Origin of the sequence: Agrobacterium sp. LMR679 (genome assembly GCF_027157905.1) — a bacterium.
In the GTDB taxonomy this organism is placed as follows: Bacteria; Pseudomonadota; Alphaproteobacteria; order Rhizobiales; family Rhizobiaceae; genus Agrobacterium; species Agrobacterium leguminum.
In genome coordinates, this window is record NZ_JAPVOJ010000001.1 from 732,501 (window position 1) to 756,942 (window position 24,442).

The 24,442-nt window shown below is 59.6% G+C and carries 18 protein-coding genes; 7 read left to right on the forward strand and 11 right to left on the reverse strand.

The features are described 5' to 3' along the window. The first annotated feature begins 265 nt into the window (after positions 1–265). Positions 266–2,212: a M23 family metallopeptidase gene (locus O3W47_RS03455; protein WP_269312996.1), complete on the forward strand. Its 1,947-nt coding sequence runs from the start codon at positions 266–268 to the stop codon at positions 2,210–2,212. Between the two features lie 87 nt (positions 2,213–2,299). On the opposite strand, the gene clpB is transcribed toward O3W47_RS03455, so the two are convergent. The 6 genes from clpB to O3W47_RS03485 form a co-directional block, all read right to left on the reverse strand. After that, on the reverse strand, positions 2,300–4,924 hold the full coding sequence (clpB, locus tag O3W47_RS03460; RefSeq protein ID WP_269312997.1) for an ATP-dependent chaperone ClpB: 2,625 nt from the start codon (positions 4,922–4,924) through the stop codon (positions 2,300–2,302). A 367-nt stretch (positions 4,925–5,291) separates the two neighbouring features. Further along, positions 5,292–6,080, reverse strand: coding sequence for a DUF4167 domain-containing protein (locus tag O3W47_RS03465; protein ID WP_269312998.1), 789 nt, complete (start codon positions 6,078–6,080; stop codon positions 5,292–5,294). 396 nt (positions 6,081–6,476) lie between these two features. Beyond that, entirely contained in the window at positions 6,477–7,346 is an 870-nt protein-coding gene (gene prmC / locus O3W47_RS03470) for a peptide chain release factor N(5)-glutamine methyltransferase (protein WP_269312999.1), read from the reverse strand. Continuing rightward, a complete protein-coding gene (gene prfA / locus O3W47_RS03475; RefSeq protein ID WP_065657303.1) occupies positions 7,343–8,422 on the reverse strand; it encodes a peptide chain release factor 1 in 1,080 nt (359 codons plus the stop codon). Before prfA ends, prmC begins: the two co-directional genes overlap by 4 nt. Before the next feature lie 130 nt (positions 8,423–8,552). Then, the gene (gene ptsP, locus O3W47_RS03480; protein ID WP_065657304.1) at positions 8,553–10,820 is read right to left on the reverse strand and encodes a phosphoenolpyruvate--protein phosphotransferase; all 2,268 of its coding nucleotides are present in this window, start codon (positions 10,818–10,820) and stop codon (positions 8,553–8,555) included. A 174-nt stretch (positions 10,821–10,994) separates the two neighbouring features. Beyond that, positions 10,995–12,272 carry an aspartate kinase gene (locus O3W47_RS03485; RefSeq protein ID WP_003522538.1) on the reverse strand — a complete coding sequence of 426 codons (1,278 nt, stop codon included), beginning with the start codon at positions 12,270–12,272 and terminating at the stop codon, positions 10,995–10,997. Between the two features lie 390 nt (positions 12,273–12,662). Between O3W47_RS03485 and O3W47_RS03490 the strand changes: the two genes are divergently transcribed. After that, complete coding sequence (locus O3W47_RS03490) at positions 12,663–14,510, forward strand: DEAD/DEAH box helicase (protein WP_080820071.1); 1,848 nt, start codon at positions 12,663–12,665, stop codon at positions 14,508–14,510. A 101-nt stretch (positions 14,511–14,611) separates the two neighbouring features. Here O3W47_RS03490 and O3W47_RS03495 read toward each other — a convergent pair whose 3' ends face one another. Beyond that, positions 14,612–15,061 carry a hypothetical protein gene (locus tag O3W47_RS03495; protein WP_269313000.1) on the reverse strand — a complete coding sequence of 150 codons (450 nt, stop codon included), beginning with the start codon at positions 15,059–15,061 and terminating at the stop codon, positions 14,612–14,614. Between the two features lie 104 nt (positions 15,062–15,165). Here O3W47_RS03495 and O3W47_RS03500 point away from each other — a divergent pair, with 104 nt between their 5' ends. After that, entirely contained in the window at positions 15,166–15,669 is a 504-nt protein-coding gene (locus O3W47_RS03500) for a TetR/AcrR family transcriptional regulator (protein ID WP_269313001.1), read from the forward strand. A gap of 201 nt (positions 15,670–15,870) precedes the next feature. On the opposite strand, the gene O3W47_RS03505 is transcribed toward O3W47_RS03500, so the two are convergent. Next, positions 15,871–17,109, reverse strand: coding sequence for a saccharopine dehydrogenase family protein (locus O3W47_RS03505; RefSeq protein ID WP_135398514.1), 1,239 nt, complete (start codon positions 17,107–17,109; stop codon positions 15,871–15,873). A gap of 60 nt (positions 17,110–17,169) precedes the next feature. Then, complete coding sequence (gene nspC, locus O3W47_RS03510; protein WP_080820065.1) at positions 17,170–18,267, reverse strand: carboxynorspermidine decarboxylase; 1,098 nt, start codon at positions 18,265–18,267, stop codon at positions 17,170–17,172. Positions 18,268–18,540: 273 nt separating this feature from the next. Here nspC and O3W47_RS03515 point away from each other — a divergent pair, with 273 nt between their 5' ends. The 3 genes from O3W47_RS03515 (at position 18,541) to galE (ending at position 20,498) form a co-directional block, all read left to right on the forward strand. Further along, positions 18,541–18,885: a DUF883 family protein gene (locus O3W47_RS03515; protein ID WP_120947720.1), complete on the forward strand. Its 345-nt coding sequence runs from the start codon at positions 18,541–18,543 to the stop codon at positions 18,883–18,885. A gap of 10 nt (positions 18,886–18,895) precedes the next feature. Then, on the forward strand, positions 18,896–19,333 hold the full coding sequence (locus tag O3W47_RS03520; protein ID WP_003508754.1) for a hypothetical protein: 438 nt from the start codon (positions 18,896–18,898) through the stop codon (positions 19,331–19,333). Positions 19,334–19,514: 181 nt separating this feature from the next. Beyond that, positions 19,515–20,498 carry a UDP-glucose 4-epimerase GalE gene (gene galE, locus O3W47_RS03525; protein ID WP_269313002.1) on the forward strand — a complete coding sequence of 328 codons (984 nt, stop codon included), beginning with the start codon at positions 19,515–19,517 and terminating at the stop codon, positions 20,496–20,498. A gap of 103 nt (positions 20,499–20,601) precedes the next feature. On the opposite strand, the gene O3W47_RS03530 is transcribed toward galE, so the two are convergent. Continuing rightward, a complete protein-coding gene (locus O3W47_RS03530) occupies positions 20,602–21,174 on the reverse strand; it encodes a PRC-barrel domain-containing protein (protein ID WP_269313003.1) in 573 nt (190 codons plus the stop codon). A 236-nt stretch (positions 21,175–21,410) separates the two neighbouring features. Between O3W47_RS03530 and O3W47_RS03535 the strand changes: the two genes are divergently transcribed. Beyond that, complete coding sequence (locus O3W47_RS03535) at positions 21,411–23,135, forward strand: sensor histidine kinase (RefSeq protein WP_269313004.1); 1,725 nt, start codon at positions 21,411–21,413, stop codon at positions 23,133–23,135. A gap of 293 nt (positions 23,136–23,428) precedes the next feature. On the opposite strand, the gene O3W47_RS03540 is transcribed toward O3W47_RS03535, so the two are convergent. Beyond that, positions 23,429–24,412 (reverse strand): sensor histidine kinase, encoded by a 984-nt coding sequence (locus O3W47_RS03540; RefSeq protein WP_269313005.1) that lies wholly within the window; start codon positions 24,410–24,412, stop codon positions 23,429–23,431. Positions 24,413–24,442 lie beyond the last annotated feature (30 nt).

The following is a 24,442-nucleotide window of genomic DNA, read 5'->3' on the forward strand; positions in this document are numbered from 1 at the left end:
GCAAAAGACCCCACAGCGCTGCCGGTTTTGCACAGGAGAACGGAGCCCGCGACATCAAGTCGAGCCCCGCGCCTTCTTTTGGCCCGGTTCCTCACTAATTGCTTTGCCAACGAAGCGTTAATGCGGGCATGCGTGCGCGTGTCCTTATGTAGGCTGTTGCGACATATCTTTCGATGCGTCGATCAAATTTGACTCATCGCTTTGAAAGTTGCACACCTTCGCCTGAAGTTTCTGGAGAGCGCATGACCGACGGGGCACAGCTGGTATGACTGCGGATCGCAATGTGATCCGGTCGCTAGGCACGGAACCGCCAATTCTGGCGGAAGGGCGCCGTGCACCCGATCGTCGCGAAATTTCGCTGCGATGGCTTTCCGGCACGTTTCTCACCGGCATTACCTCTTCCATATTGATGGGCGTGGCTCTTTTCGCGGCCCTTGACGGCCGCCAGCAGTTGGCCATTCCCGCCGAAGCCTTCGCCAAGGCGGATATGGGCAACAATGCCACGGAAGCCGCCCGTCGCGGCACGCGCCTCGTCGCACCGAATATTGCAGCCCGGCCGTCCGACCGGTCGATCATGGAAGTCTCCACCGTCATCAATGAAGGCGACAAGGAAGTGGTCCGCAAGGTTCCCTTCTCCCACGTCAAGATTCCGCTGGCGTCAAATTACGCCAAGCAGGATGACTATCCCGCCTTCGATCCCCTGAATATTTTTGCCAGCAACGAGGACAAGGACGCATCGGCACCCGCACCAAGCCGGACGGGAACGATCTATGGCTCCGAGGTTGAATCCGAAGTCAGCCTGAAGACTGTCGCCTTTCCCGTCCAGCACTCCAAATATGCCTTCGCCGGCTCCTTGAGCTTCGACGAGGTCGAGGAGGCGGTTCGCTCGAACGGTTCGATCCTGACGGATGGCAACGAGCAGCTGGCCGCGCTCTATTACATCGACCCACGCCGTTTCGATAATGACGACGGCGATGTCGACATTACCGCTGGCCTTGCCGCCCGTGTCGTCGAACAGAACATGTCGGTCTCGACGCCGCAGTCCGCCTCGGTGCCTGCCAAGGAATATGCCGACGACGTGATCCCTGCCCGCCAGACCGAAACCATCGAAGCCGCCCTCTTCGGCGCCGGCTATTCGAAGGTGCAGTCCTCGGAGATCGCCGGGCTGCTATCGCCGCAAATCCAGTCGAACAATGTCGAAAGCGGCGATGTGCTGCGCGTCGGCATTATTCAGGAAGACGAGAAAAGCGACATCGTGCGCGTCAGCCTTTATCGCAAGGGCCGGCACATGGTCACCATGGCCATCGATGACAGCAAGCGTTTCATCAAGGCCAGCGAACCGCCGAAGCTCGATGCCGTGGCGACCGCCTTCGACAGCACCCCGGCGCCTGCCGCCGGACGCGATCTGCCGAGCGTTTATGACGGGGTCTACCGTGCGGCTCTGGCCTACGGCATGAACCAGGGCATGGTTTCGCAGCTCATCAAGCTTCTGGCCAGCAGCGTCGATTTTCAGGCGCAGCTCAAGCCGGCGGATACGCTGGAGGCCTTCTTCTCCGTGGAAGACGCGGATGGCAAGGCGACGGACAAGTCGGAACTGCTCTACGTCAATGCCAAATTCGGCGACAACGAGACACGCTTTTACCGGTTCCAGAACCCGGACGACAACAGCATCGATTATTTCGACGAGAACGGCAAAAGCATCCGGCAATTCCTGTTGCGCAACCCGGTTCCGAACGGCCGCATGACATCCGGTTTCGGCATGCGCCGCCATCCGGTTCTGAAATTCAGCCGCATGCATACCGGCACTGACTGGGCCGCCGCCCGCGGCACGCCGATCATCGCGACGGGCAACGGCACTGTCGAGAAGGCCGGATGGGCCTCCGGTTACGGCAACCAGACGCTGATCCGCCATGCCAATGGCTATGTCTCTTCCTATAACCACCAGAGCGCCATCGCCAAGGGTGTCACGGAAGGCGCAAAGGTCCGGCAGGGCCAGGTCATCGGTTACGTAGGATCGACCGGTCTTTCGACCGGCGCGCATCTGCATTACGAGCTGATCGTCAATGGCACCAAGGTGGATGCGATGAAGGTGCGCCTGCCGGGCGGCAAGTCGCTTTCCGGCGAGGCGCTGGCGCGTTTCTCCGACGAGAGAAAGCGCATCGACAATCTGCTGAATATTGACGAAAAGCCCAATCAGGTGGCGAGCCGCTGATCTGCGGGCAGACCCGAACGATAATCCCGGTCATGTGAAAAGGGCCCGGTCATATGAAAAGGGCTCCGTTTCCGGAGCCCTTTCATTTTATGCCGCATCGGCTGTTTCAGCTTCGGCCTCACTCTTCGCGGGCTTGACCTTGAACAGCAGCCGGTCCGTGCCCGAGGTCACCTTGACCCGCGATCCATCCGGCACTTCGCCGCCGAGGATCATTTCGGCAAGCCTGTCCTGAACCGCTTTCTGGATCACCCGCTTCAGCGGACGCGCGCCGTAAGCCGGATCATAACCCTTATTGGCAAGCCAGCTGCGGGCATCCTCATCCAGTTCGAGCGAAATCTTGCGATCGCCGAGCAGCGAGATGAGACGCTTCAGCTGGATTTCGACAATTGCACCCATTTCGTCGCGCCGCAGGCGGTGGAAGAGGATGATATCGTCGATACGGTTGAGGAATTCCGGCCGGAAATGCGACCGGACCCGCTCCATCACCAGATCGCGAACCGAATCCACATCGTCATTGTCGCCCATCTGCGTCATGAATTCCGAACCGAGGTTCGAAGTCATGATGATGATGGTGTTCTTGAAATCGACGGTGCGGCCCTGGCCATCCGTGAGGCGGCCATCATCCAGCACCTGCAAGAGGACGTTGAACACATCCGGATGCGCTTTCTCGATCTCGTCGAACAGCACGACCTGATAGGGCCGGCGGCGAACCGCTTCCGTGAGCGCCCCGCCCTCTTCGTAACCGACATAGCCGGGAGGCGCACCGATCAGCCGGGCAACGGAGTGTTTCTCCATATATTCCGACATGTCGAGGCGAACCATCGCGGTTTCGTCGTCGAACAGGAAGCGGGCGAGCGACTTGGTCAGCTCGGTCTTGCCCACACCCGTCGGGCCAAGGAAGATGAACGAACCGATCGGCCGGTTGGGATCCTGAAGACCGGCGCGCGAACGGCGAACCGCCTTGGAAACCGCCTGAACGGCCTCGCCCTGCCCGACAACGGACTTGGCGAGCTCGTCTTCCATGCGCAGCAGCTTTTCGCGCTGGCCTTCCAGCATCTTGTCGACAGGAATACCGGTCCAGCGGGAAACGACATGGGCGATATTGTCCGCCGTCACCACTTCCTGAACCATCGAGCCGGCACCGCTGCTATCGCGGGCTTCCGCCGCAGCCAGTTCCTTCTCGAGACCGGGAATGATGCCATAGGTCAGCTCGCCGGCGCGCTGGAACTGACCGTTACGCTGGGCAATTGCCAGTTCGTTACGGGCTTCGTCCAGCCGCTTCTTGAGGTCGGCGGCATGGCCGAGCTTCTGCTTTTCCGCCTGCCAGCGGGCCGTCAGCGCATCCGCCTTTTCTTCCGTATCAGCCAACTCGTCCTCGAGCTTCTTCAGCCGGTCGGCGGAGGACTGGTCCGTCTCCTGCTTCAAGGCTTCGCGCTCGATCTTGAGCTGAATGATGCGCCGATCCAGTTCGTCCAGTTCTTCCGGCTTGGAATCCACCTGCATGCGAAGACGCGAAGCGGCCTCATCCATCAGGTCGATTGCCTTGTCGGGCAGGAAGCGGTCGGTGATATAGCGGTTGGAAAGCGTCGCAGCCGCAACCAGGGCCGAATCCGAGATACGGACCTTGTGATGCTGTTCGTATTTTTCCTTCAATCCGCGCAGGATCGAGATCGTGTCCTCAACGGTCGGCTCATCGACGAGCACCGGCTGGAAACGGCGGGCAAGGGCCGGGTCCTTTTCCACATGCTTGCGGTACTCGTCGAGCGTGGTGGCGCCGACGCAGTGCAGCTCGCCACGGGCAAGCGCGGGCTTCAGCAGGTTGGACGCATCCATCGCGCCGTCGGCCTTGCCGGCACCGACCAGCGTGTGCATCTCATCGATGAACAGGATGATGCCGCCATTTTCGGCCTGCACTTCATTGAGCACAGCCTTCAGACGCTCTTCGAACTCACCGCGATATTTCGCACCGGCGATCAGCGCGCCCATATCGAGCGCCATCAGCTTCTTGTCCTTCAGGCTTTCCGGCACGTCGCCATTCACGATGCGCAGCGCAAGACCTTCGGCAATCGCCGTTTTACCGACGCCCGGTTCACCGATCAGCACGGGATTGTTCTTGGTGCGGCGCGAGAGCACCTGAATGGTGCGGCGGATTTCGTCGTCGCGACCGATCACCGGATCGAGCTTGCCTTCGCGGGCCTCTTCCGTCAGGTCGCGCGCGAACTTCTTCAGCGCATCGAAGCCCTGTTCGGCATTGGCGCTGTCAGCCGTGCGGCCCTTGCGGATATCGTTGATGACCTGATTGAGCGCCTGCGCCGTTGCGCCGGCCTTCTTCAGGGAAGCCGAAGTGGTGGCGGAACTTTCAATCGCAAGCGCCTGCAGCAGACGCTCGACAGTGACAAAACTGTCGCCGGCCTTCTTGGCGAGATCTTCCGCAGTCGAGAACACTTTGGCGAGCGGCGCGGTGAGCGAAAGCCCGCCATTGCCGCCGGAAACCTTGGGCAATTTCGCAAGCGCCGCATCATTGGCAAGACGCGCTTCCCTGGCGTTGCCGCCGGCGCGCTCGATCAGCGATGCCGCCATGCCCTGCTCGTCATCGAGCAGAACCTTCAGAACGTGTTCGGGCGAAAACTGCTGATGGTTCTCCGCCAGCGCAAAGGTCTGCGCCGATTGCAGAAAACCGCGAACGCGCTCGGAGTATTTTTCAATATTCATAGTCGAACCTCCATAAACCGGCCCGCCCGCTTTCGGCACGGCTCCGGGTGTTAGGGTTGAGGCTCCCTCAAAGGCAAGCCCCGCTACGACAGTCGCGTTTTAAAAGGATTTCACGATCGTCGCCTCTTGAAGATCGGTTGCCGGCGAATGCGGCTTCCGTCCTTCCTGCACGAATATGGGAGGCATTTTCATCGGTTTAAAGGGGAGAAAATCCACCGTCCGGGAAATTTTCACATGATTTGACAGGCATCAATTCGACATCTGAAATCACGTGGATTGCTGGCGGAATGTTCATAACCAAGTGCCAAAAGCAAAAAACTCCGGCAAGCCGGAGTTTTTCGATCACAGAGTGATTTGCAGAAGCTGCTTATTCGGCAGCATTCTCAAGCGTGGCAGGTGCAGCGTCTTCACCGGCCGGCGCATCTTCGCCTTCGGCGCCTTCCGCAGCGGCGGTCCGGCGCGGGCGGCGCTGGCGCGGTCCGGTCGCACGGCGCGTCTTCGGTGCGCGTTCGCCCGCCGGAGCTTCCGCCTGCTGCTGCTCTTCCTCGACGGCCACTTCCATGGGCGTGCCTTCGATGACGGGTTGCGGCGCCTGGCTGGCGTCATAGACCGGCGGCTGCTGTTCGGCGGCTACCTGCGGCTGGCGCGGCTGACGCTCCTGCCGCTCGCGGCGGTCCGGACGCTCACGACGCTCCTGGCGCTGTTCGTTCCGCTCAGTACGCTCCTGACGTTCCGGCTGCTGCGCGCGCTCGGCCTGCTCGGCCTGCTGCTGCGGTGCAGCGACGCCTTCATCGCCGTCGTTCACATCCATATCGTCGCCATCGGCAGCATTGTACTCGCCGCGGTCGTCGCGCTGGAAGCGTTCCTGCATCTGGGCCTGAGCCGAAGCGATGATGCGGTTATAGTGTTCAGCGTGCTGCAGATAGTTCTCAGCGATCACGCGGTCGCCGGAACTCTGCGCGTCGCGCGCCAGAGCCGCGTATTTTTCCGCTATGTGCTGGGCTGTGCCACGGATTTTAACATCGGGGCCGGAACTGTCATAAGTCCTGGTGAGCGGGTTGCCGCCCTTGCGGTTGAAGTTGTTGTTACCGCCACCATTGTTATTGTTGTTGTTTCCACGCCCCCGGCCGCGCTTGTTTTGCTGTCCTGGCCTCATCAATTGCTCACCTGAATTCTGTTTTGCTGACAATCTGGTTGTTTTCATGCAATTCCGGGCGGAAAACCGCTGGAAATTTTTCCTGAAATTGCTCCATCACGCGTCTTGCCGAAGATAACCCTTGGGCAAGACCTCGCGTATGACGACCGGCTGCGCAAATGCTGCACCGAGCCGCCTGCGAACAAAGTTTACTGATTCACATGCCGGAAACGCCCAGCCTTTCAGGGCTCTTTAAAGAACCCGCTTCGGGACTGACCCATACCCTGACGAATCTGTGTTCGTCCTCAGCCACCCGGCATGTGGCCGCAAACTATCCCGCTTCCCGCGGAAATCCAAGCCTTTTCTTTTGCTGTGCAAAATATCCTTGCAAAAAATCCGTAGACATATCGCGAACAACTATCTCCGGAAGGTCAAAACTCTGTCGTTACCGCCATAATCCTTCACGGCGTCCAGAAGAGAGAAGCCGTGGGAAACAAATATAGCGGAAACATCAAGCCTTTGATCGAAACCGATCTCCACACCGACAATCCCGTTTTCCACAAGAAAGCGGCCTGCATCGGCAGCGATGAGGCGGTACGGTGCAAGGCCGTCCTGACCTCCATCCAGCGCCGCCATCGGGTCGTGGTTACGAACCTCCTGGTCAAGCGTTGCGACGATATCGGTCCTTATATAAGGCGGATTCGACACAATTATGTCAAAGCGGCCGGCGATTTTTTCAAACCAGTCGCTGTGGATGGCCTCGAAGCGCCCGCCGAGATCGTTTCGGGCCGCATTCCGGACCGCCGTTTCGAGCGCATCGGCGGAAATATCGCTGCCGATACCGGTTGCTTCGGGGCACTCCTTCAACAGCGCCAGACAGATCGCGCCGGTCCCCGTGCCCATATCCAGAATGCGGGCGCTGCCCTTGGCGGAAACGGCTTTTTTCAGCGCCGGCAACAGGGTATCAACAAGAACTTCCGTGTCCGGCCGAGGCTCGAGCGTCTCCTTAGACAAAAGAAGGTCGAGGCCATGAAATTCCCGGTGGCCGAGAATGCGGTGCGCGGGCTCGCCATTCGCCCGCCTTTCGATCATGACGGCGATACGGGCGCTTTCTTCCGGCGTAACGGCACGATCAGGTTTCATCACGAAATCGGTCAATGAAAAACCGACGACCTCCGCAATCAAAAGCCGCGCATCGAGAAGCGGATCGGCGATCCCCGCCGCCTGCAGCCTTTTGCGGGCTGCGGCAAGCGCACTCACAACACTCGCTTCAGCGGCCGTGCTCAAAGCTGTTCGCCGAGCTGTGCAAGCTGCCCCGCCTGATAGTCGGCGATCAGCGCATCCACAAGCTCATCGATCTCGCCTTCGATCATCCGGTCCAGCTTGTAGAGCGTGAGGTTGATGCGGTGATCGGTAACGCGGCCCTGCGGGAAGTTATAGGTGCGGATGCGCTCGGAACGGTCGCCGGAACCAACCTGGCTCTTGCGGTCGGCCGAACGTTCGCTCTCCACCTTCTGGCGCTCGATGTCGTAGAGACGCGAGCGCAGGACCTGCATGGCCTTGGCGCGGTTCTGATGCTGCGATTTCTCCGAGCTGGTAACGATCAGGCCCGTCGGCAGATGGGTGATGCGAACGGCGGAGTCGGTGGTGTTGACGTGCTGGCCGCCGGCACCCGAAGCACGCATCGTATCGATGCGAATGTCTTCCGGGCGGATTTCGATATCAATATCTTCCGCTTCCGGCAGGACCGCAACGGTGGCAGCAGACGTATGGATGCGGCCGCTCGCTTCCGTTTCCGGCACGCGCTGCACCCGGTGCACGCCGGATTCGAATTTCAGCTTGGAGAACACCCCTCGCCCGCTGATCGTCGCGATGATTTCCTTGTAACCGCCCGCTTCGCCCTCGCTTGCGGAAAGCACTTCCACCTTCCAGCCCTTGGTCGAGGCGAAGCGCTCATACATGCGGAACAGATCGCCAGCGAAAAGGGCTGCCTCGGAGCCACCAGTGCCTGCGCGAATTTCGAGAATCGCGCTTTTTTCGTCCGCCGCATCCTTCGGCAGCAGCAGAACCTGCATGTCCTTTTCAAGCTCACCGATGCGGACCTCGACATCCGGCAGCTCCATTTCCGCCAGGTCGCGCATATCCTTGTCGGTCGACTTGTCCGCAAGCAGCGCCTCCAGATCGGCGGCTTCGGAAACCGCCTTCTCGTAGTCGCGGATTTTCTTCACCACCGGCTCGAGTTCGGAATATTCCGAAGCCAGTTTCACATAGACATCCGCAGCGGGCCCGGCCGACATACGCGCTTCGATCTCACCGAAACGCCTTTCCAACTCGCGCATTTTTTCGACGGGAAGCTTCGCCACCAGTCACTCCAATAATGAAACAGGTCTTTTAGAGGGTTTTCGCTTTTCTTCGAAACGCGAAAACGCTTTAACCTTTTGCTTTAACGCATTTCCGGACGGAAAACCGGGATCCACTTTTCCTGGAAATGCTCTAAATGGGGATGGAATGCGTCGCGGCAAAGCGTAACAACACCTCGCGCGCGCTTTCCAGCGAATTATGGTCGTCCAGCGCCGCGTTCAGCTCTTCGGCGAGGCGCGCGGCATCGAGCCCGAGCAGCATGGCCTTGACCGGACCGATGGCCGTCGGCGACATGGAAACAGAACGGAAACCGAGGCCGATCAAGGCCATGGCCGAAAGCGGCTTGCCCGCCATTTCGCCGCACAGCGTGACCGAGGTGTGGTGCCTTTCGCCAGCGCGGACGATATCGCGCAGAATGCGCAGAAACGGCTTGCCGAGATTGTCGAAACGATCCGAAACACGCGCATTGCCGCGGTCTACCGCCATCGAGAACTGGAACAGGTCGTTCGAACCGACGGACACGAAATCCACCTCCTGCATCAGCTCATCGAGCTGCCACATCAGCGATGGCACTTCCAGCATGGCGCCGAATTGCAGCTTTTTCGGCAACGCATGGCTGAATTTCGAAAGATGCTGCACTTCCTTCTGCAAAAGGTCGCGAGCGGCGCGGATTTCCGACACTTCCGTCACCATCGGCAGCATCATGCGCAGTTCGGCACCCGAGGCGGCGCGCAGCAGCGCGCGCATCTGCGTTCGCATCAGGCCCGGCCGGTCCAGCGACAGGCGGATCGCCCGCCAGCCCAGCGCCGGATTTTCCTCTTCCTGGCCGCGCATATAAGAAACGACCTTGTCGCCGCCGATATCGAGCGTGCGGAAGGTGACGCTCTTACCCTTCGCCTGCCGCAGGACGGAGCGATAGAACGCCTCCTGCTCCTCGCCCTTCGGCATGTTGGAGGCGATCATGAATTGCAGCTCGGTGCGGAACAGGCCAATGCCGTCGGCGCCGGATTCGTCGAGCTGCGGCAGGTCCACCAGAAGGCCCGCATTCATCTTCAGATTGACCTTCTGGCCATCCTTGGTGATCGGCTCGACATTGCGCAGCGCCCGGAACTGCTCCTGCCGCCGGGCCCGCAGGCGCACCTTTTCTTCATAAGCACGCTGCAAATCCGACATCGGGCGCAGATGCACCTGGCCGTCATCGCCATCGATAATGATGGGATCGTTGTTTTCCGCCAGAGCGACGATACCGGTCGCCTGTCCGATGATCGGAATGCCCATGGCACGGGCCACAATGACGACATGGCTCGTCACCGCGCCATCTTCCAGCACCAGACCACGCAGTTTTTCACGCGGGTAATCCAGCAGTTCGGCAGCACCCATGGCGCGCGCCAAAACGATGGCGTCGAGCGGGAAATCCTGCTCCGGCCCACGACCGCCAAAACCGATCAACTGCCGCAGCAGCCGGTTGGCGAGATCGTCGAAATCATGCATGCGCTCGCGCAGATAGGGATCGGTCAGGCGCATCATGCGCGCCTTGGTGTCGCTCTGCACCTTCTCGACCGCCGCCTCCGCCGTCAGGCCGTTTCGGATCGCCTCTTCCATGCGCCGCACCCAGCCCTGGTCGTGAGCGAACATGCGGTAGGTTTCCAGAACCTCGCGGTGCTCACCCTCGGTCGGCACATCGCGACGCTGCAGCATGTCGTCGATGGACAGACGCAGCGAACCGATGGCATCGGCAAGACGCCGGATTTCCGTATCGGCATCTTCATTGAGCAGGTTGGTGACGACGATGCGCGGATCGTGTAGCACGACATGGCCAAGACCGATGCCTTCGCCATAGCCGTCACCATCGATGGAAACGGCGCGCGTCAGGTCCAGCTCCACCCCGGGGCGGGTGATCTTCTTCAACTCGCCGCTCGCCACTATTTCGGCAATGAGCATCGCGGTTGTCTCAAGCGCTTCCACTTCATCCTCCCGGTATGTTCGGCTGGCCTTGTTCTGGACCACAAGAACGCCAAGAGTGCGACCGGAACGCAAAATCGGCACGCCGAGGAAGGAATGATAAATTTCCTCACCGGTTTCAGGAAGATAGCGGAAAGCGGGATGCGCCTGCGCATCGGAAAGATTGAGAGGTTGGGCGGAAGCGGCGATGGTGCCGACAAGACCCTGCCCCATTTTCAGCTGGGCGAGATGCACGGCATCCTTGTTCAGACCTTCGGTCGCGTAAAGCTCGAGCACGCTGTCGGAGCGCAGCACATAGACCGAGCAAACCTCCGCCACCATGTTGCTGGCAATCTGACGGACGATCTGGTCCAGACGGTCCTGCGGTTCAAGGTGCTCCGCCATCATTTCGCGCAGCCGCTTGAGCAGGACGCGCGGACCTGCGGAAAGGTCTCTCATCGCGTTTGCTCCCCGACACTTCCGATCCGAATGTCATAATATTCGGGAATCAAAAGGTCATTTAAAAATTTATAGCGCGAGAAGCGCGTCCCGCAAGGGACACGCTTTCATGAAACGCCACATCGGAAGAACGCAACTCCGAAGAATCGGAGCATCGGGAACCGATGTCTCGGCTTAGCTCTTATCGAGACCGTAGGCGGAATGCAAAGTGCGAACCGCAAGTTCGGCATAGGCGCCGTCGATCAGGATCGAAATCTTGATCTCGGAGGTGGTGATCGCCTTGATGTTGATGTTCTTCTCGGCAAGCGCCTTAAACGCGCTGGCGGCAACGCCGGCGTGGCTGCGCATGCCGATACCGATGACCGAAACCTTTGCGAGACCGGTCTCGTTCTGCGCGACGTCGAAGCCGATCTGGGCCTTGTTGTCTTCCAGAAGCTTGATCGCCTTGGCAACGTCGCCCGAAGGAACGGTGAAGGTCATGTCGGTGCGCGAACCGTCTTCAGAGATGTTCTGCACGATCATGTCGACGTTGATATGCGCTTCGGCAAGCGGCCCGAAGATCGCGGCGGAAACGCCCGGACGGTCGGCCACGCGGCGCAGCGAGATCTGTGCTTCATCCTTGGCATAGGCGATGCCGGTTACGACTTCCTGTTCCACGATTTCATCCTCGTCACAAATCAAAGTACCGGGCGGGTTGATGAGGTCGCCCATGCCCGGCGCATCGGGATCCTCGAAACTGGAGCGAACGAAGGTGCGCACCTTGTGTACCATGGCAAGCTCGACCGAGCGAACCTGCAGAACCTTCGCGCCGAGAGACGCCATTTCGAGCATTTCCTCGAAGGCGATCTTCTTCATGCGGCGAGCCTTGGGCTCGATGCGCGGATCGGTCGTATAAACGCCGTCGACATCGGTATAGATGTCGCAACGATCCGCCTTGACGGCGGCAGCGATGGCAACTGCGGACGTATCCGAACCGCCGCGGCCGAGCGTCGCGATGCGGTTGTCAGGACCGATGCCCTGGAAACCGGCAACAACGGCAACCTGGCCTTCACCCATGCGATGGATGATATCCGAACCGTCGATTTCGAGAATGCGGGCGGCGCCATGCGCATTGTCGGTGCGGATCGGGATCTGCCAGCCCTGCCAGGAGCGCGCATTGATGCCCATGGATTGCAGCGTGATCGCCAGCAGACCTGACGTCACCTGCTCACCGGATGCGACGACCGCGTCATATTCACGCGCATCGAAAAAGGAGGCGGCGTTGGCGCCGGCCACCTTCGCGGCGTTCTGCACCCAGTCCACCAGCTCGTTGGTTTTGCCGGACATGGCGGAAACGACCACGGCCACTTCATGGCCGGCATCCACTTCGCGTTTCACATGCCGCGCGACATTGTGAATGCGTTCGAGGTTCGCGACGGACGTGCCGCCGAATTTCATGACAATGCGAGCCATAGCCTTGACCAGTACCATCCCATTTTCCCGCCGGCTCCTTCAAAGAGCGGACGGACAAGAACAAACCCAGTCGGCTCTTCCTGACAAAGAGCCTCAAGTTGCGGGTCTCTTAGCGAAAAGGCGGGGGGCACGCAATGCCGTTTATGAACCATGCGGTACGCCTTTTCCGCAACATCGCTCCGGAACAATGGCGGGATGAAAACGTCGACGGGATAAAGCACCCGCAAAAGAGCGTACCGCAGTGCACTGTACAAATGGGCCCATTCGCAGTATGAGCGCGGCAATGCAACCGGCCAGATGGCCGAAATGGCCTGTATCGGCTGCCCCGGAGACTTTAGGATCTATTGGTTTCGGGCGGATGCGGGCGGCTTCATATCCGAAAGACGGTAGATGACAGACACCCAGGGTATCGCCCCGGCGATCGCGCAGGCGTTGGAAAAACGCGGCTATAAAGATTTGACCCCCGTGCAGCAGGCGATGCTTGCGCCGGAACTCGCCGACAAGGATGCGCTGGTTTCCGCGCAGACCGGTTCCGGCAAGACGGTCGCCTTCGGCATTGCGCTTGCGCCAACGCTGCTGCCGGAAAATGGCCGCTTCGGTCAGGCTTCCGCACCCTTGGCGCTCGCCATCGCGCCGACCCGCGAACTGGCCATGCAGGTCAAGCGCGAGCTGGAGTGGCTCTATGAATTCGCCGGTGTCTCGATTGCCTCCTGCGTCGGCGGCATGGATGTGCGCAACGAGCGCCGGGCGCTGGAGCGCGGCGCTCACATCGTCGTCGGCACGCCGGGGCGTCTTTGCGACCACATCAAGCGCGGCGCGCTCGATCTGTCGTCCATCCGCGCCGTGGTGCTGGATGAGGCGGACGAGATGCTCGACCTCGGCTTCCGTGAAGATCTGGAATTCATTCTGGAAGAATCGCCGGAAACCCGCCGCACGCTGATGTTCTCGGCCACCGTTCCGCGCAGCATCGCCAAGCTTGCGGAAAGCTACCAGAAGAACGCCGTGCGCATCGCCACCGCTTCCGAACAGAAGCAGCATGTGGATATCGAATACCGCGCCATGCTGGTGACGCCGGCCGACCGCGAGAATGCCATCATCAATGCGCTGCGCTTTTATGAAGCCCGCAACGCCATCGTCTTCTGCTCCACCCGTGCGGCTGTGAACCATCTGACGGCGCGGCTCAACAATCGCGGCTTTGCCGTCGTGGCCCTTTCCGGCGAACTGACCCAGAACGAGCGCACCCATGCGCTGCAGGCCATGCGCGACGGCCGCGCCCGCGTCTGCGTGGCGACCGACGTTGCCGCCCGCGGTATCGACCTGCCGGGTCTCGAACTCGTCATCCACGCCGACCTGCCGACCAATTCCGAAACGCTTCTGCACCGCTCCGGCCGTACCGGCCGCGCCGGTCAGAAGGGCGTCAGCGCCATCGTGGTGCCGATCAACCAGCGCCGCAAGGCCGAGCGCCTTCTGGAAGGGGCCAAGGTCAGCCCGGCATGGGTACGTCCGCCTTCCGCCGAAGAGATCGTCGAGCGCGATGGCGCCCGGCTTCTGGCCGATCCGTCGCTGACCGAGGCCGTGGCCGAGGACGAGCGCGATTTCGTCACCAGGCTCTTGGAACAGCACGGCGCGGAAAAGGTCGCCGCCGCTTTCGTTCGCCTGTACCACGCCGGACGTTCCGCGCCGGAGGACATCGCCGAAGTCTCGCTCGACAACAACCGCAAGCCGCGCCGCGACAGTTTCGAAACGGTCGAGAACAACGCGCCGCGCCGCGAACGCTCCGATTTCGCCGACAGCGCCTGGTTTTCGCTTTCGGTCGGCCGCAAGCAGAGCGCCGAACCGCGCTGGCTGATCCCCATGCTCTGCCGTTTCGGCAAGATCACCCGCCAGGATATCGGCGCGATCCGCATGCAGCAGACGGAGACCTTCGTGGAACTGGCGGCCGATGCCGTCGACCGTTTCACCTCCGCCATCGGCAAGGACATGACGCTCGAAAAGGGCATTCGTCTGAAGGCGCTGGAAGGCAAGCCGGAAATGACCGGCGGCTTCCGCGAAGACACGCGCCCGGCCAAGGCACAGCGGAAATTCAGCAAATCGGACAATGCAAGCGGCCCCCGCGACGACCGCAAGGGCGACGACAAGCCCTGGAAGAAGAAAAAGCCCTTTGGCGACAAACCGAAATACGAGGGCAAGAAGGACAAGCCTTTCGAGAAGCGCGGGCCGAAGCCGACGAAGGGCTGAGGACGCCCCGGCTTTCGGGCTTATCGAGATAAAGGTCCCGTTTGCGCGGGACCTTTTTATTGCACCATTCTGCGACATGTCCGCTGCTACCGCTCCTGCGGTCAGTCTTTGGTCGTCACTTCGACAAGCGCCGTGACCGGCTTGCCGTTGATCAGAACAGGCCGATGGTGGTCATCTGCCAGCAGAATGCCGATAACGTGCCGGCCGTCCGGGTTTGGGCAATGTCCGAACCGCGCCTTGATGAGATCACCGCCGAAGTCGCTGTTCATGCTGTTATAGGCACGACCGGGAATGTTGCATGTATCGCCCGAAGGGTCGATTTTCATATGCACATGGCCACATTGGCCGTCTCCTCCACACTGCCCGGCGGGAAGCAGCTTGAAGCTGCTCTTGACGACGACGCCAATAGCCCGTTCGGGATCATTGCCCAATTCGATGACGTCACCAGCCTTCGGCCACACGATTTCCAGCTTTGGGCTGTCCTGCGCATGAGCGGCGACGATCGGAAAAAATGCGAATGCGAGAGTGATTTTTAGAACCGGGTGCAACATTGAAATCTCCATATCTCAATGTAATCGATGATTACATAAAGCTTCATTTCGACGCAATAAAATAATCAGTGATTACATCCCAGTTTGGTGCTACCCGATGGCCTATGGAAAAAGCTCAGGACAAGAAGACGGGACGCGACAGGCCCTACCACCACGGCAACCTTGTCGATGAACTTGTCGCAGCAACAATCGCAATCATCGAGGAACGGGGTGCTGAAAATGTTTCCGTCCGTGAGGCCGCCAAACGTGCCGGCGTCTCGCCGGGAGCGCCTTTCAGGCATTTCCGTTCAAAAACGGCCCTGATGACTGCTGTCGCGGAGCAGGCGATGAACCGGCTGACCGAATCCGTCGAAATCGCGAGAGCGCAGGCCCGCGGTGAGGACCCGCTTGTCGCCTTCGAAGCCATTGGCCACGGTTATCTGCGCTGGGCACTGGCCAACCCGACGCATTTTGAAGTCATAAGTTCGCGAACGCTGATCGACTTCAATTCGTCCGATATTTTACGCGAACAGAACGATGCCATAAGGCGCTTGATGATAAATCTGCTAATGCAGGCGCGTGAAAACGGCCAGCTCCCCACGGCCTCGATCTGGATCAGCTCGTATTGAGCGCCCGCGCACTGGTCTATGGCCTTGCCCGCATGGCAATCGATGGACATTTTCCGGAATGGCATGTTGCCGAGCCCCCTTCGGAGGCAATGCATAAAACGCTGCATCTGTTCATAGGGCAACTCACCAAAGGCTGAGGCTGCCATTAAAAAGCCCCGCTTACGCGGGGCTTTCTATTTAACGCAATAACAACACCGGCAATCAGAACTCCAGCGCGCGGTCGCCGTTTTCGTCCTTGATGCGGTTCGGAAGGCCGATCTTGTTCAGGATGTTCAGGAACGGCTTCGGCGGCAGTTCTTCAACATTCGCCATCTGCTTCACGTCCCATTCGCCGGACGCGATGAGCATGGCAGCGGCGACCGGCGGAACGCCAGCGGTGTAGGAAATGCCCTGCGAGCCGACTTCTTCATAGGCTTCCTTATGATCAGCCACGTTGTAGATGAAGACTTCGCGCTCCTTGCCGTCCTTGATGCCCTTGACGATATCGCCGATGCAGGTCTTGCCGACATAATCGGGCGCCAGCGAAGACGGATCGGGCAGCACGGCCTTGACGACCTTCAGCGGCACGACTTCAAGGCCTTCAGCCGTCTTGACCGGCTTTTCGGACAGGAGGCCGAGGTTCTTCAGCACCGTGAAGACGTTGATATAGTGATCGCCGAAGCCCATCCAGAAGCGCACATCGGCGCCGTCCATGTTCTTGGACAGCGAATGCACTTCGTCATGGCCGGTCATATAGGCCTTCTGCTTGCCGACGACAGGCAGATCGAATTCCTGGCCGACTTCGAACATCTGGTTCGTCTGCCACTCGCCATTCTGCCAGGAGTAGACGACGCCCGTGAATTCGCGGAAGTTGATTTCCGGATCGAAGTTGGTCGAGAACCAGCGGCCGTGGCTGCCGGCATTGATATCGACGATATCGACCGAAGTGACCTTGTCGAAATAATCATCCTTGGCGAGACGCGCATAGGCGTTCACCACGCCCGGATCGAAGCCGACGCCGAGAATGGCGGTAATGCCCTTTTCCTTGCACTCTTGCGCGCGCTTCCACTCGTAGTTTCCGTACCACGGCGGCGTCTCGCAAATCTTGGTCGGATCCTCGTGGATCGCCGTATCCATATAGGCAACACCCGTGTCCATGCAGGCACGAAGAACGGACATGTTGACGAAAGCCGAACCGACATTGATGACGATTTCCACGCCGGTCTGTTTGATCAAGGCTTTCGTCGCCTCGATATCCATAGCGTCAAGCGCATGGGCCTCAAGTTTCACATCTGTCTTGAGGCTCTTCTTTTCGCGTACGGACTCGACAATCTTGCGGCACTTTCCCAAAGTCCGTGACGCAATATGAATGTCTCCCAATACATCGCTGTTCTGGGCGCATTTATGCGCCACGACCTGTGCTACGCCACCGGCGCCGATGATCAGAACGTTCTTCTTCATTTCAGGTGATGCCTCCTTTTCCCCGCAGGGATGAGCTTCGTTTCATGTTAAAAACAGGGTTTAAGACAGGCTTTGCTCGAAATCGGCAAAGTCGAATTCACGAACGGCGCGAACGGTGCCGTCCAGTTCCTTGATGGCGATGGTCGGCATCTTCACGCCGTTGAACCAGTTCTTCTTGACCATGGTGTAGCCGGCCGCGTCCTGGAAGGAGATGCGGTCGCCGACCTTCAACTCCTTGTCGAAGCGGAAGTCGCCGAAAATATCGCCCGCAAGGCAGGATTTGCCGCAGACCATGTAGGGATGCTCGCCTTCGTTCGGCGAAACCTTGGCGGTTTCGCGGTAGATCAGAAGATCGAGCATATGCGCTTCGATGGAGCTGTCGACGATGGCGAGGTTCTTGCCGTTGAACAAAGTGTCGAGAACCGTCACCTCAAGCGTCGTGCTTCTGGTGATCGAGGCTTCGCCCGGCTCCAGATAGACCTGCACGCCGTATTTTTCCGAGAACGCCCGGAGGCGATCGCAGAACTGGTCGAGCGGATAATTGTCGCCGGTAAAGTGAATGCCGCCGCCGAGGCTCACCCATTCCGCACGCGACAGCAGCGATCCGAATTTCTCCTCGATCTGCGTCAGCATACGGTCGAACAGGGAAAAATCGCTGTTTTCGCAATTATTATGGATCATGAAGCCGGAAATACGGTCCATGACCTTGTCGACCTTGGCGACATCCCATTCGCCAAGGCGGCTGAAGGGGCGCGCAGGATCGGCAAGATCGAAGCTCGAAGAGCTGACCTGCGGGTTGAGGCGCAGACCGCGCGTGATGCCGGAGGCCTTGTCGGCAAAACGCTCGAGCTGACCGATGGAATTGAAGATGATCTTGTCCGCATTGGCAATCACCTCGTCGATTTCATAATCGGCATAGGCAACGGAATAGGCGTGGGTCTCGCCGCCGAATTTCTCACGGCCGAGACGCACTTCATAGAGCGAGGACGAGGTGGTGCCATCCATATATTGCGACATGAAATCGAACACCGACCATGTGGCGAAGCACTTCAGCGCCAGGAGCGCCTTCGCGCCGGATTTTTCCCGCACATAGGCAATCTTCTCCATGTTGCGGAGAAGTTTTGTCTTGTCGATGAGGTAATAGGGCGTCTGGAGCATGGCGTTTCACATATTGATTGAAGTCAAGGTACGTCTCGATGATGGGCCTTATAGGATGCTTGTGACAGGAAAACAAATGTCCGGCACCGAATTCCTCGAAAATCGCCCCCGACCCGAAGTGCCATCAAGAAAACCCGTCCCGTTGCGGAACCAAGCCGGCATCGGCGCGTTTGACTGACGGACAGGCGGGTGTTTCGGCCGCCTAAACGAAGCTTCACGGACGGCGCTGACGTGTCGTCGTCCCATCAATGATGTTCAGGAAGGACCTCCCCTATGGCAAGCGTGCGTAGCAACGTCAGCGACAAGATCCAGCAATCCCTCGAAAACGGCGATGCGGCCGATGTGGCAGCGCAGCTCGCCCAGCTTCGCGAAGATCTGGCTAGTCTTGCCAAGAGCGTGAAGGCGCTCGGCGTCGGCGCTTCGCATGAGCTGAAGGCGCAGGCTGCCCGTGTGGCCGATGACGCCCTTACCGCATCCGGAGAAATGGCCGACAGCGTCCGCAATGAAATCTCCACGCTCAACGATAACCTCACCGACCACGTCCAGAAGAACCCGCTCCAGTCCCTCGGCATCGCCGTCGGCGTCGGTTTCGTGCTCGCCCTTCTGACGCGTCGATAAGGCCGCGCTCATGCTTGAGGCATTGCTGGTCTATCTGGGGGAGACCCAGCGCGAAGGACGCGTCGTTACACGGCGATTGCGCGCGACCATAATCCTGTCGGTTCTGACCGGGATATTTTTTCTGATCGCCTTCATCGCCGCCGTAGTGGCTGGGTCCATCTATCTTGCCCGGCACGTGGGTGCAGGCCCTGCGGCGCTCGTCGTCGCCGGGACCGCCTTCCTGCTCGGCGTCATCATGCTGGTGGCGCTGGCGATCGTCAAACGTCCGAGGGTCTATGCCGCACGGCCCGCTGTCGCGCCTTTGACGGCGGCGCCGCTTGCCGCAGCGCCGCTCGCCCTGCAATCGCTGCTGACGCTGGCGATCCAGGCGCGTCCCTATGCGACGCTCGCCGTGGCTGTCGCGGCCGGTTTCCTGGCCACCAGGGTCAATACGAAAAAGTCCAAGTAATTTCTTGGCGACACGACAAGGCAAACCGCGCGTCCAGACGATGGATGCGCGGTTTTTTTTATGTTACCCGCGAAGGATAGACTGGTTGATGGCGTTACCCGCCACACCGCCCTTATTTGAACAAAGTGACATACAGTCTCGGGCAGTCTCGGCGCGTCCGTAATTTTCTGAAAGGCAATTGATGAAGAAGAAAGTCCTTGTCGTCGGCGGTGCCGGCTATATCGGTTCGCACACCTGCCTTCTCCTGTCTGAGCGAGGATATGAACCGGTCGTTTTCGACAATCTGTCCAACGGGCATGAGGAATTCGTCCGCTGGGGGCCCTTCGAACAGGGCGATATCCGCGACCGGGCGCGGCTGGATGAGGTCTTCGCCAAACACCGGCCGGAAGCCGTTCTGCATTTCGCCGCGCTGATCGAAGTCGGTGAATCGGTCAAGCAGCCCGTGGCTTTCTACGACAACAACGTCATCGGCTCGCTCAACCTCCTCTCCGCCGCCATCGATGCCGGCGTCACGGCCTTCGTTTTCTCCTCCACCTGCGCAACTTACGGCTTGCCGGAACAGGTGCCGATCGACGAAACGCACCGGCAGGCGCCGATCAACCCCTATGGCCGCACCAAATGGGTGGTGGAGCAGGCGCTGAAGGATTACAGCACCTATAAAGGGCTGCGCTCGGTGATGCTGCGCTACTTCAATGCCGCCGGTGCTGATTTCGAAGGCCGCATCGGCGAATGGCACAAGCCGGAAACCCACGCGATCCCGCTTGCCATTGAGGCCGCACTCGGCCGGCGTCAGGGTTTCAAGGTATTCGGCACGGATTACGACACGCGCGACGGCACCTGCGTGCGCGACTATATCCACATTCTCGATCTCGCCGATGCGCATGTGCGGGCGGTGGACTATCTGCTGGATGGCGGAGAAACCGTCGAACTCAACCTCGGCACCGGCACTGGCACCACGGTGAAGGAATTGCTGGCGGCGATTTCGGACGTTTCCGGCCGCCCCTTCCCCGTCGAATATACCGGACGGCGCGACGGCGATTCCACGACGCTGGTCGCCAATAACGACAGGGCGAAAGAGGTTCTGGGCTGGGAACCGCGCTATTCCCTTTCGGACATCATCAAATCCGCCTGGGCGTGGCATTCCTCCCGCAATGCCGGGGATTGAACAGCCGGCGAACAATCATAAAAAGACACCGGCCTGTTGGCCGGTGCCTCCCGCGGGACAGCTGATTGAAGCCGGTCCCGCTCCTGCCTCCCAGGGATGGGAATTAGGGCTTGGTGGCGGACGTCGTCGTGCTGTCGGGAGCCGCAGGTGTTGCCGCATTCTTCTCGCTGGCCTTCTGTTCCAGCGTCTTGAATTCGGGAGCGGCCTTCAGCGTTTCCGCCGTTTCCGTCGTTGTCAGGCGGATGGTGCCGTCCTGCGCGTTGCGCGTCATCGTCACCTTGTCCATCGGAACGGCAACGTCCTTTGCGCCGATACCCAGGAAGCCGCCCACACCGATCACGGCCGCAACCAGACCACCGTCTTCTTCCATGATCAGGTTGGTGACGTTACCGATGCTTTCATCGGCCGCAGTATAGACCGACTTGCCGATATAATCGTTAGCGCTGACCTGCGTTTCGCCCTGTTCGGTCAGATAGGCGCCGCCCGTCGTTGTGGCCGCGCTGTCATTGGTCGAAGGAGCGGCAGGCGTCATCGGGGTGGCAGGGGTTGCCGGCTCCGTCTGCGTACTCGGATTTGCCGGCGCAGGCTGGGTGGTGCCCTGAGCGATGGCCAGCGGCGCGAAAGCCGTCGTGCCCATCAGAGCGGCAGTGACGAGGATCGTAAGTTTCTTAGCCATTTCGTACCTTCCTTTCATCGTTCTCAACTGGCCGGCGGCGATGAATTTCATGTCCGCTCCTCGGCCGGTTCGTCTGGCAAACGGGTTGGTCGTTGAAATAGTTCCGATTTTTTCAATTACGCCGACGCAATTGTGGCCTGCCGCAACAACCGAAGGTAAAAATCAGGCATTGCTAAAGGGGGACGGCACGGTATTATCCGTGTCGTAACAATGCCATAACTGCCGGAGTTTTTTGTATGCCTCGACCCGGCGACAGACTGAAAGACATGATCTCGGCTTTGCGTCGGCGCAGTGCGAATTTTTTCCCAACCGCCTCCATCGGTACTTATCTGGTGGTGATGGCTACCGTCATTACCCTGCCGCTCATTCTTTTCGGGGGCTATCTGATGCTGCGCCTCGAGGCGGAAAAACGCGACGACCTGCAACGGGAAACCATCGAGGATGTGCGGGTGGTCTCCCGCAATATCGACCGCCGCCTGCAGGAAATCGCCACCTCGCTCAATCTCCTGTCGCAATTCCCGGAACTTGAGAGCGGCAACCTCGCCGCGTTTCAGGGGCGCGTCGCCGACAGTCTGAAACGGGAGGGCCTTTACGCCATTCTCGCCACCAAAGATGGCCAGCAGCGTCTCAATACGCGCGTGCCCTATGGCCAGCCGCTCGGCAAAGTGCCGGCGGAAGCCAATCTGACCAGGGCGATCGACTCCCGCCGCATCACCGTCTCGGACATGTTTTTCGGCTCGACCAGCAAGGAATGGGTGTTCAACGTCACCATGCCGCTCGGCCCGGACCTGGACCCCGCGGGAGACGCCCTCATCCTGACGCAGAATACCAGCGACCTGAGCCGGCTTATCCCCACGGAAAACCTGCCGCGCAACTGGGCGGTCGCCATCATTGACGGCAACAACCGCGTTGTCGTCTCAAGCGCGCCCGAAGAGGCGGAAGTGGGCAAGCCGTTTGTCACGCCCGATGTCCTTTCGGAAATGCAGGCCTTCAGCGGCAATTTTTTCGACGGCAAGGGTAATCTTTATGCCTATGCTCAATTGCCCGGCTGGCAATGGAAGACGGTGATGTGGGGGCCGCTCGCCGCAAGCCAGGCCGCCCTGATAGACACCTGGCGGCAGATGATGATCGGCAGCCTGATGCTGGTGCTGATTGCCATTGGCGGCGCCTATCTGGTCGGCCGGCAATTGCGCAGCTCCATTCGTGACCTGACCCTGATGGCCGAGCGCATCGGCGAGGGCGAGATCGTCGCACCCGTCGATACCAAGATAAAGGAGGCCAACCAGGTCGCCATCGCGCTCTCCAACGCATCCTTCGACAGAAGCCAGTCGGAAGAGCGGCTGCAATTGCTGCTGCACGAGCTGGTTCACCGTTCCAAGAACATTCTGACGCTGGTTCAGGCGATGATACGGCAATTGGGACGCGAAAATAAAAGCATTCCGGAATTCCAGAAGGAGGTCGATCACCGCCTGCGCGGCCTTGGAATGTCGATCCGGGCGCTGGCGGAGGTACAATGGCAGGGTCTGCCGATCCGCAAGCTGATCGAAACCCACCTCGATGTTTTCGGAACCGTGGCACAGCGCATCGTGCTGGTGGGGGACGATTTCATGCTTTCCCCGGAAGCGGCACAGAATTTCGGTCTGGTGATCCATGAGCTGACGACGAATTCCATCAAATATGGCGCATTATCGGTTCCGCTAGGACAAATCACAGTGCGCTGGCAGTCGCTTGAGAAAGACGGGCGGCAGATGATCCATCTCGTCTGGACCGAAACGGGCGGACCGCCGGCGAGAGAGCCGAGCCGCAAAGGCTTCGGCACCACGGTCATCAAAAGGCATGCGGAAGGCGCCTTCGGCGGGCAGGTGCTGACGGAATATCGTGAATCCGGCTTCGAGTGGTCGCTGGAAGCGCCGATGCGTTATTTCACGCCCAAACGGTCGGAACAGACAGGCACGCATTGAGGCCGAGACTTGCGGACCTATCCGCCGTGCAGACCGCAAAAAACCGCAAAATGGCCGGTATTTTGCGTAATGTTAAAAAAACGCATTTTTTGGGAACCGAATCCGGTCGGGCGTGTTTTTACTGCAGGCCAAGCAATTCCCCCGTCCCCGCCTGAGGCTTGGCTGAAAATAAACAGGTTTCGCCCCTGAAAACCTGTCATAAAAATAGCACGGCTCTTTCATGAGCCGTGCTTTTTGTTTTGGTTTTCATGAAATGAAAAGATGAAGCCGGCGCTGCGCGCGATCTTGAGATTTCAGGCATCCGCGCCGTCGCCGGAAGGAAATTTCAGCCGGTAGACGATCCGCTCCGGCGTCAACTCGTATTCCGCGCTTCCCCCCAATGCGGACGGAACCACCTTTTCCAGCACCACACTGCCGAAGCTGCCGCGCCGGGTCTCCGCAGGCTCCTTCGACGGCACCATCGGCTCAATCCATTCAACGATGTAAAAACCGCCCTCCTGACGACATTGCAGGGATATGGGCGGGTGATAGGCAAGATTGCCGCTATGGCTGACGGTGTTGACGACCAGCTCGTGGAACGCGAGCCCGATATAAAGCGCGCCATTCGGGTTGAGCAGCAGGTTTTCGCCTTCCATATGGATGAGGTTCGGATATTCCGGCACGTAAAGATCGAATTGCTGGCGCAGCAACTCGAATATGCGTGCACCCCGCCAGTCCGAATCCGTGATGAGATCCTGACTCTGGGCGAGAGCATGCAGCCGGCCGCGGAACTTGCGCAGAAAATCATCCTTGGTCAGGCTGAAACGGGCCGTCTGGCCGGCAAGGCTCTGGATGATCGCCAGGAGGTTCTTGGAACGGTGGCTGACCTCGCGCAGCAACGAGCGCAGAAGCTGCTCGCGCCGCCTTTCCGCCGTCACCTCGCGAATGGTGGTCTTCATCACCACCTGGTTCGTCTGGTTAAGGGTGGAATGAACCTGAAACTGGAAGACGCGGTCGTTGCCGGCATTTACTTCCAGCATGCCGCGGCTGCCCGCCGTGTTCATGTCCTTCTTGAGATCGGCCAGCCGGGCGGAGAGATCGTTGCCGAACAGAGTTTCATCAGTCGGGCGGGAGTCTGCCGGAATTTTCCATACATCCGGCAGATTGGCCACGAATATATAGTCGCGGTTCCAGTCCTGCAGCATGACTGTCTCGCCCGAATCGAGCAAGGCGAGGACGAGCGAATCGTGAAGTTCGCTTTCGTCCCTCTCCGCGTTATGCCATGCCAGCCGATGCAAATTCGTCTCCTTGCAGAAAGCCGCGGGGCA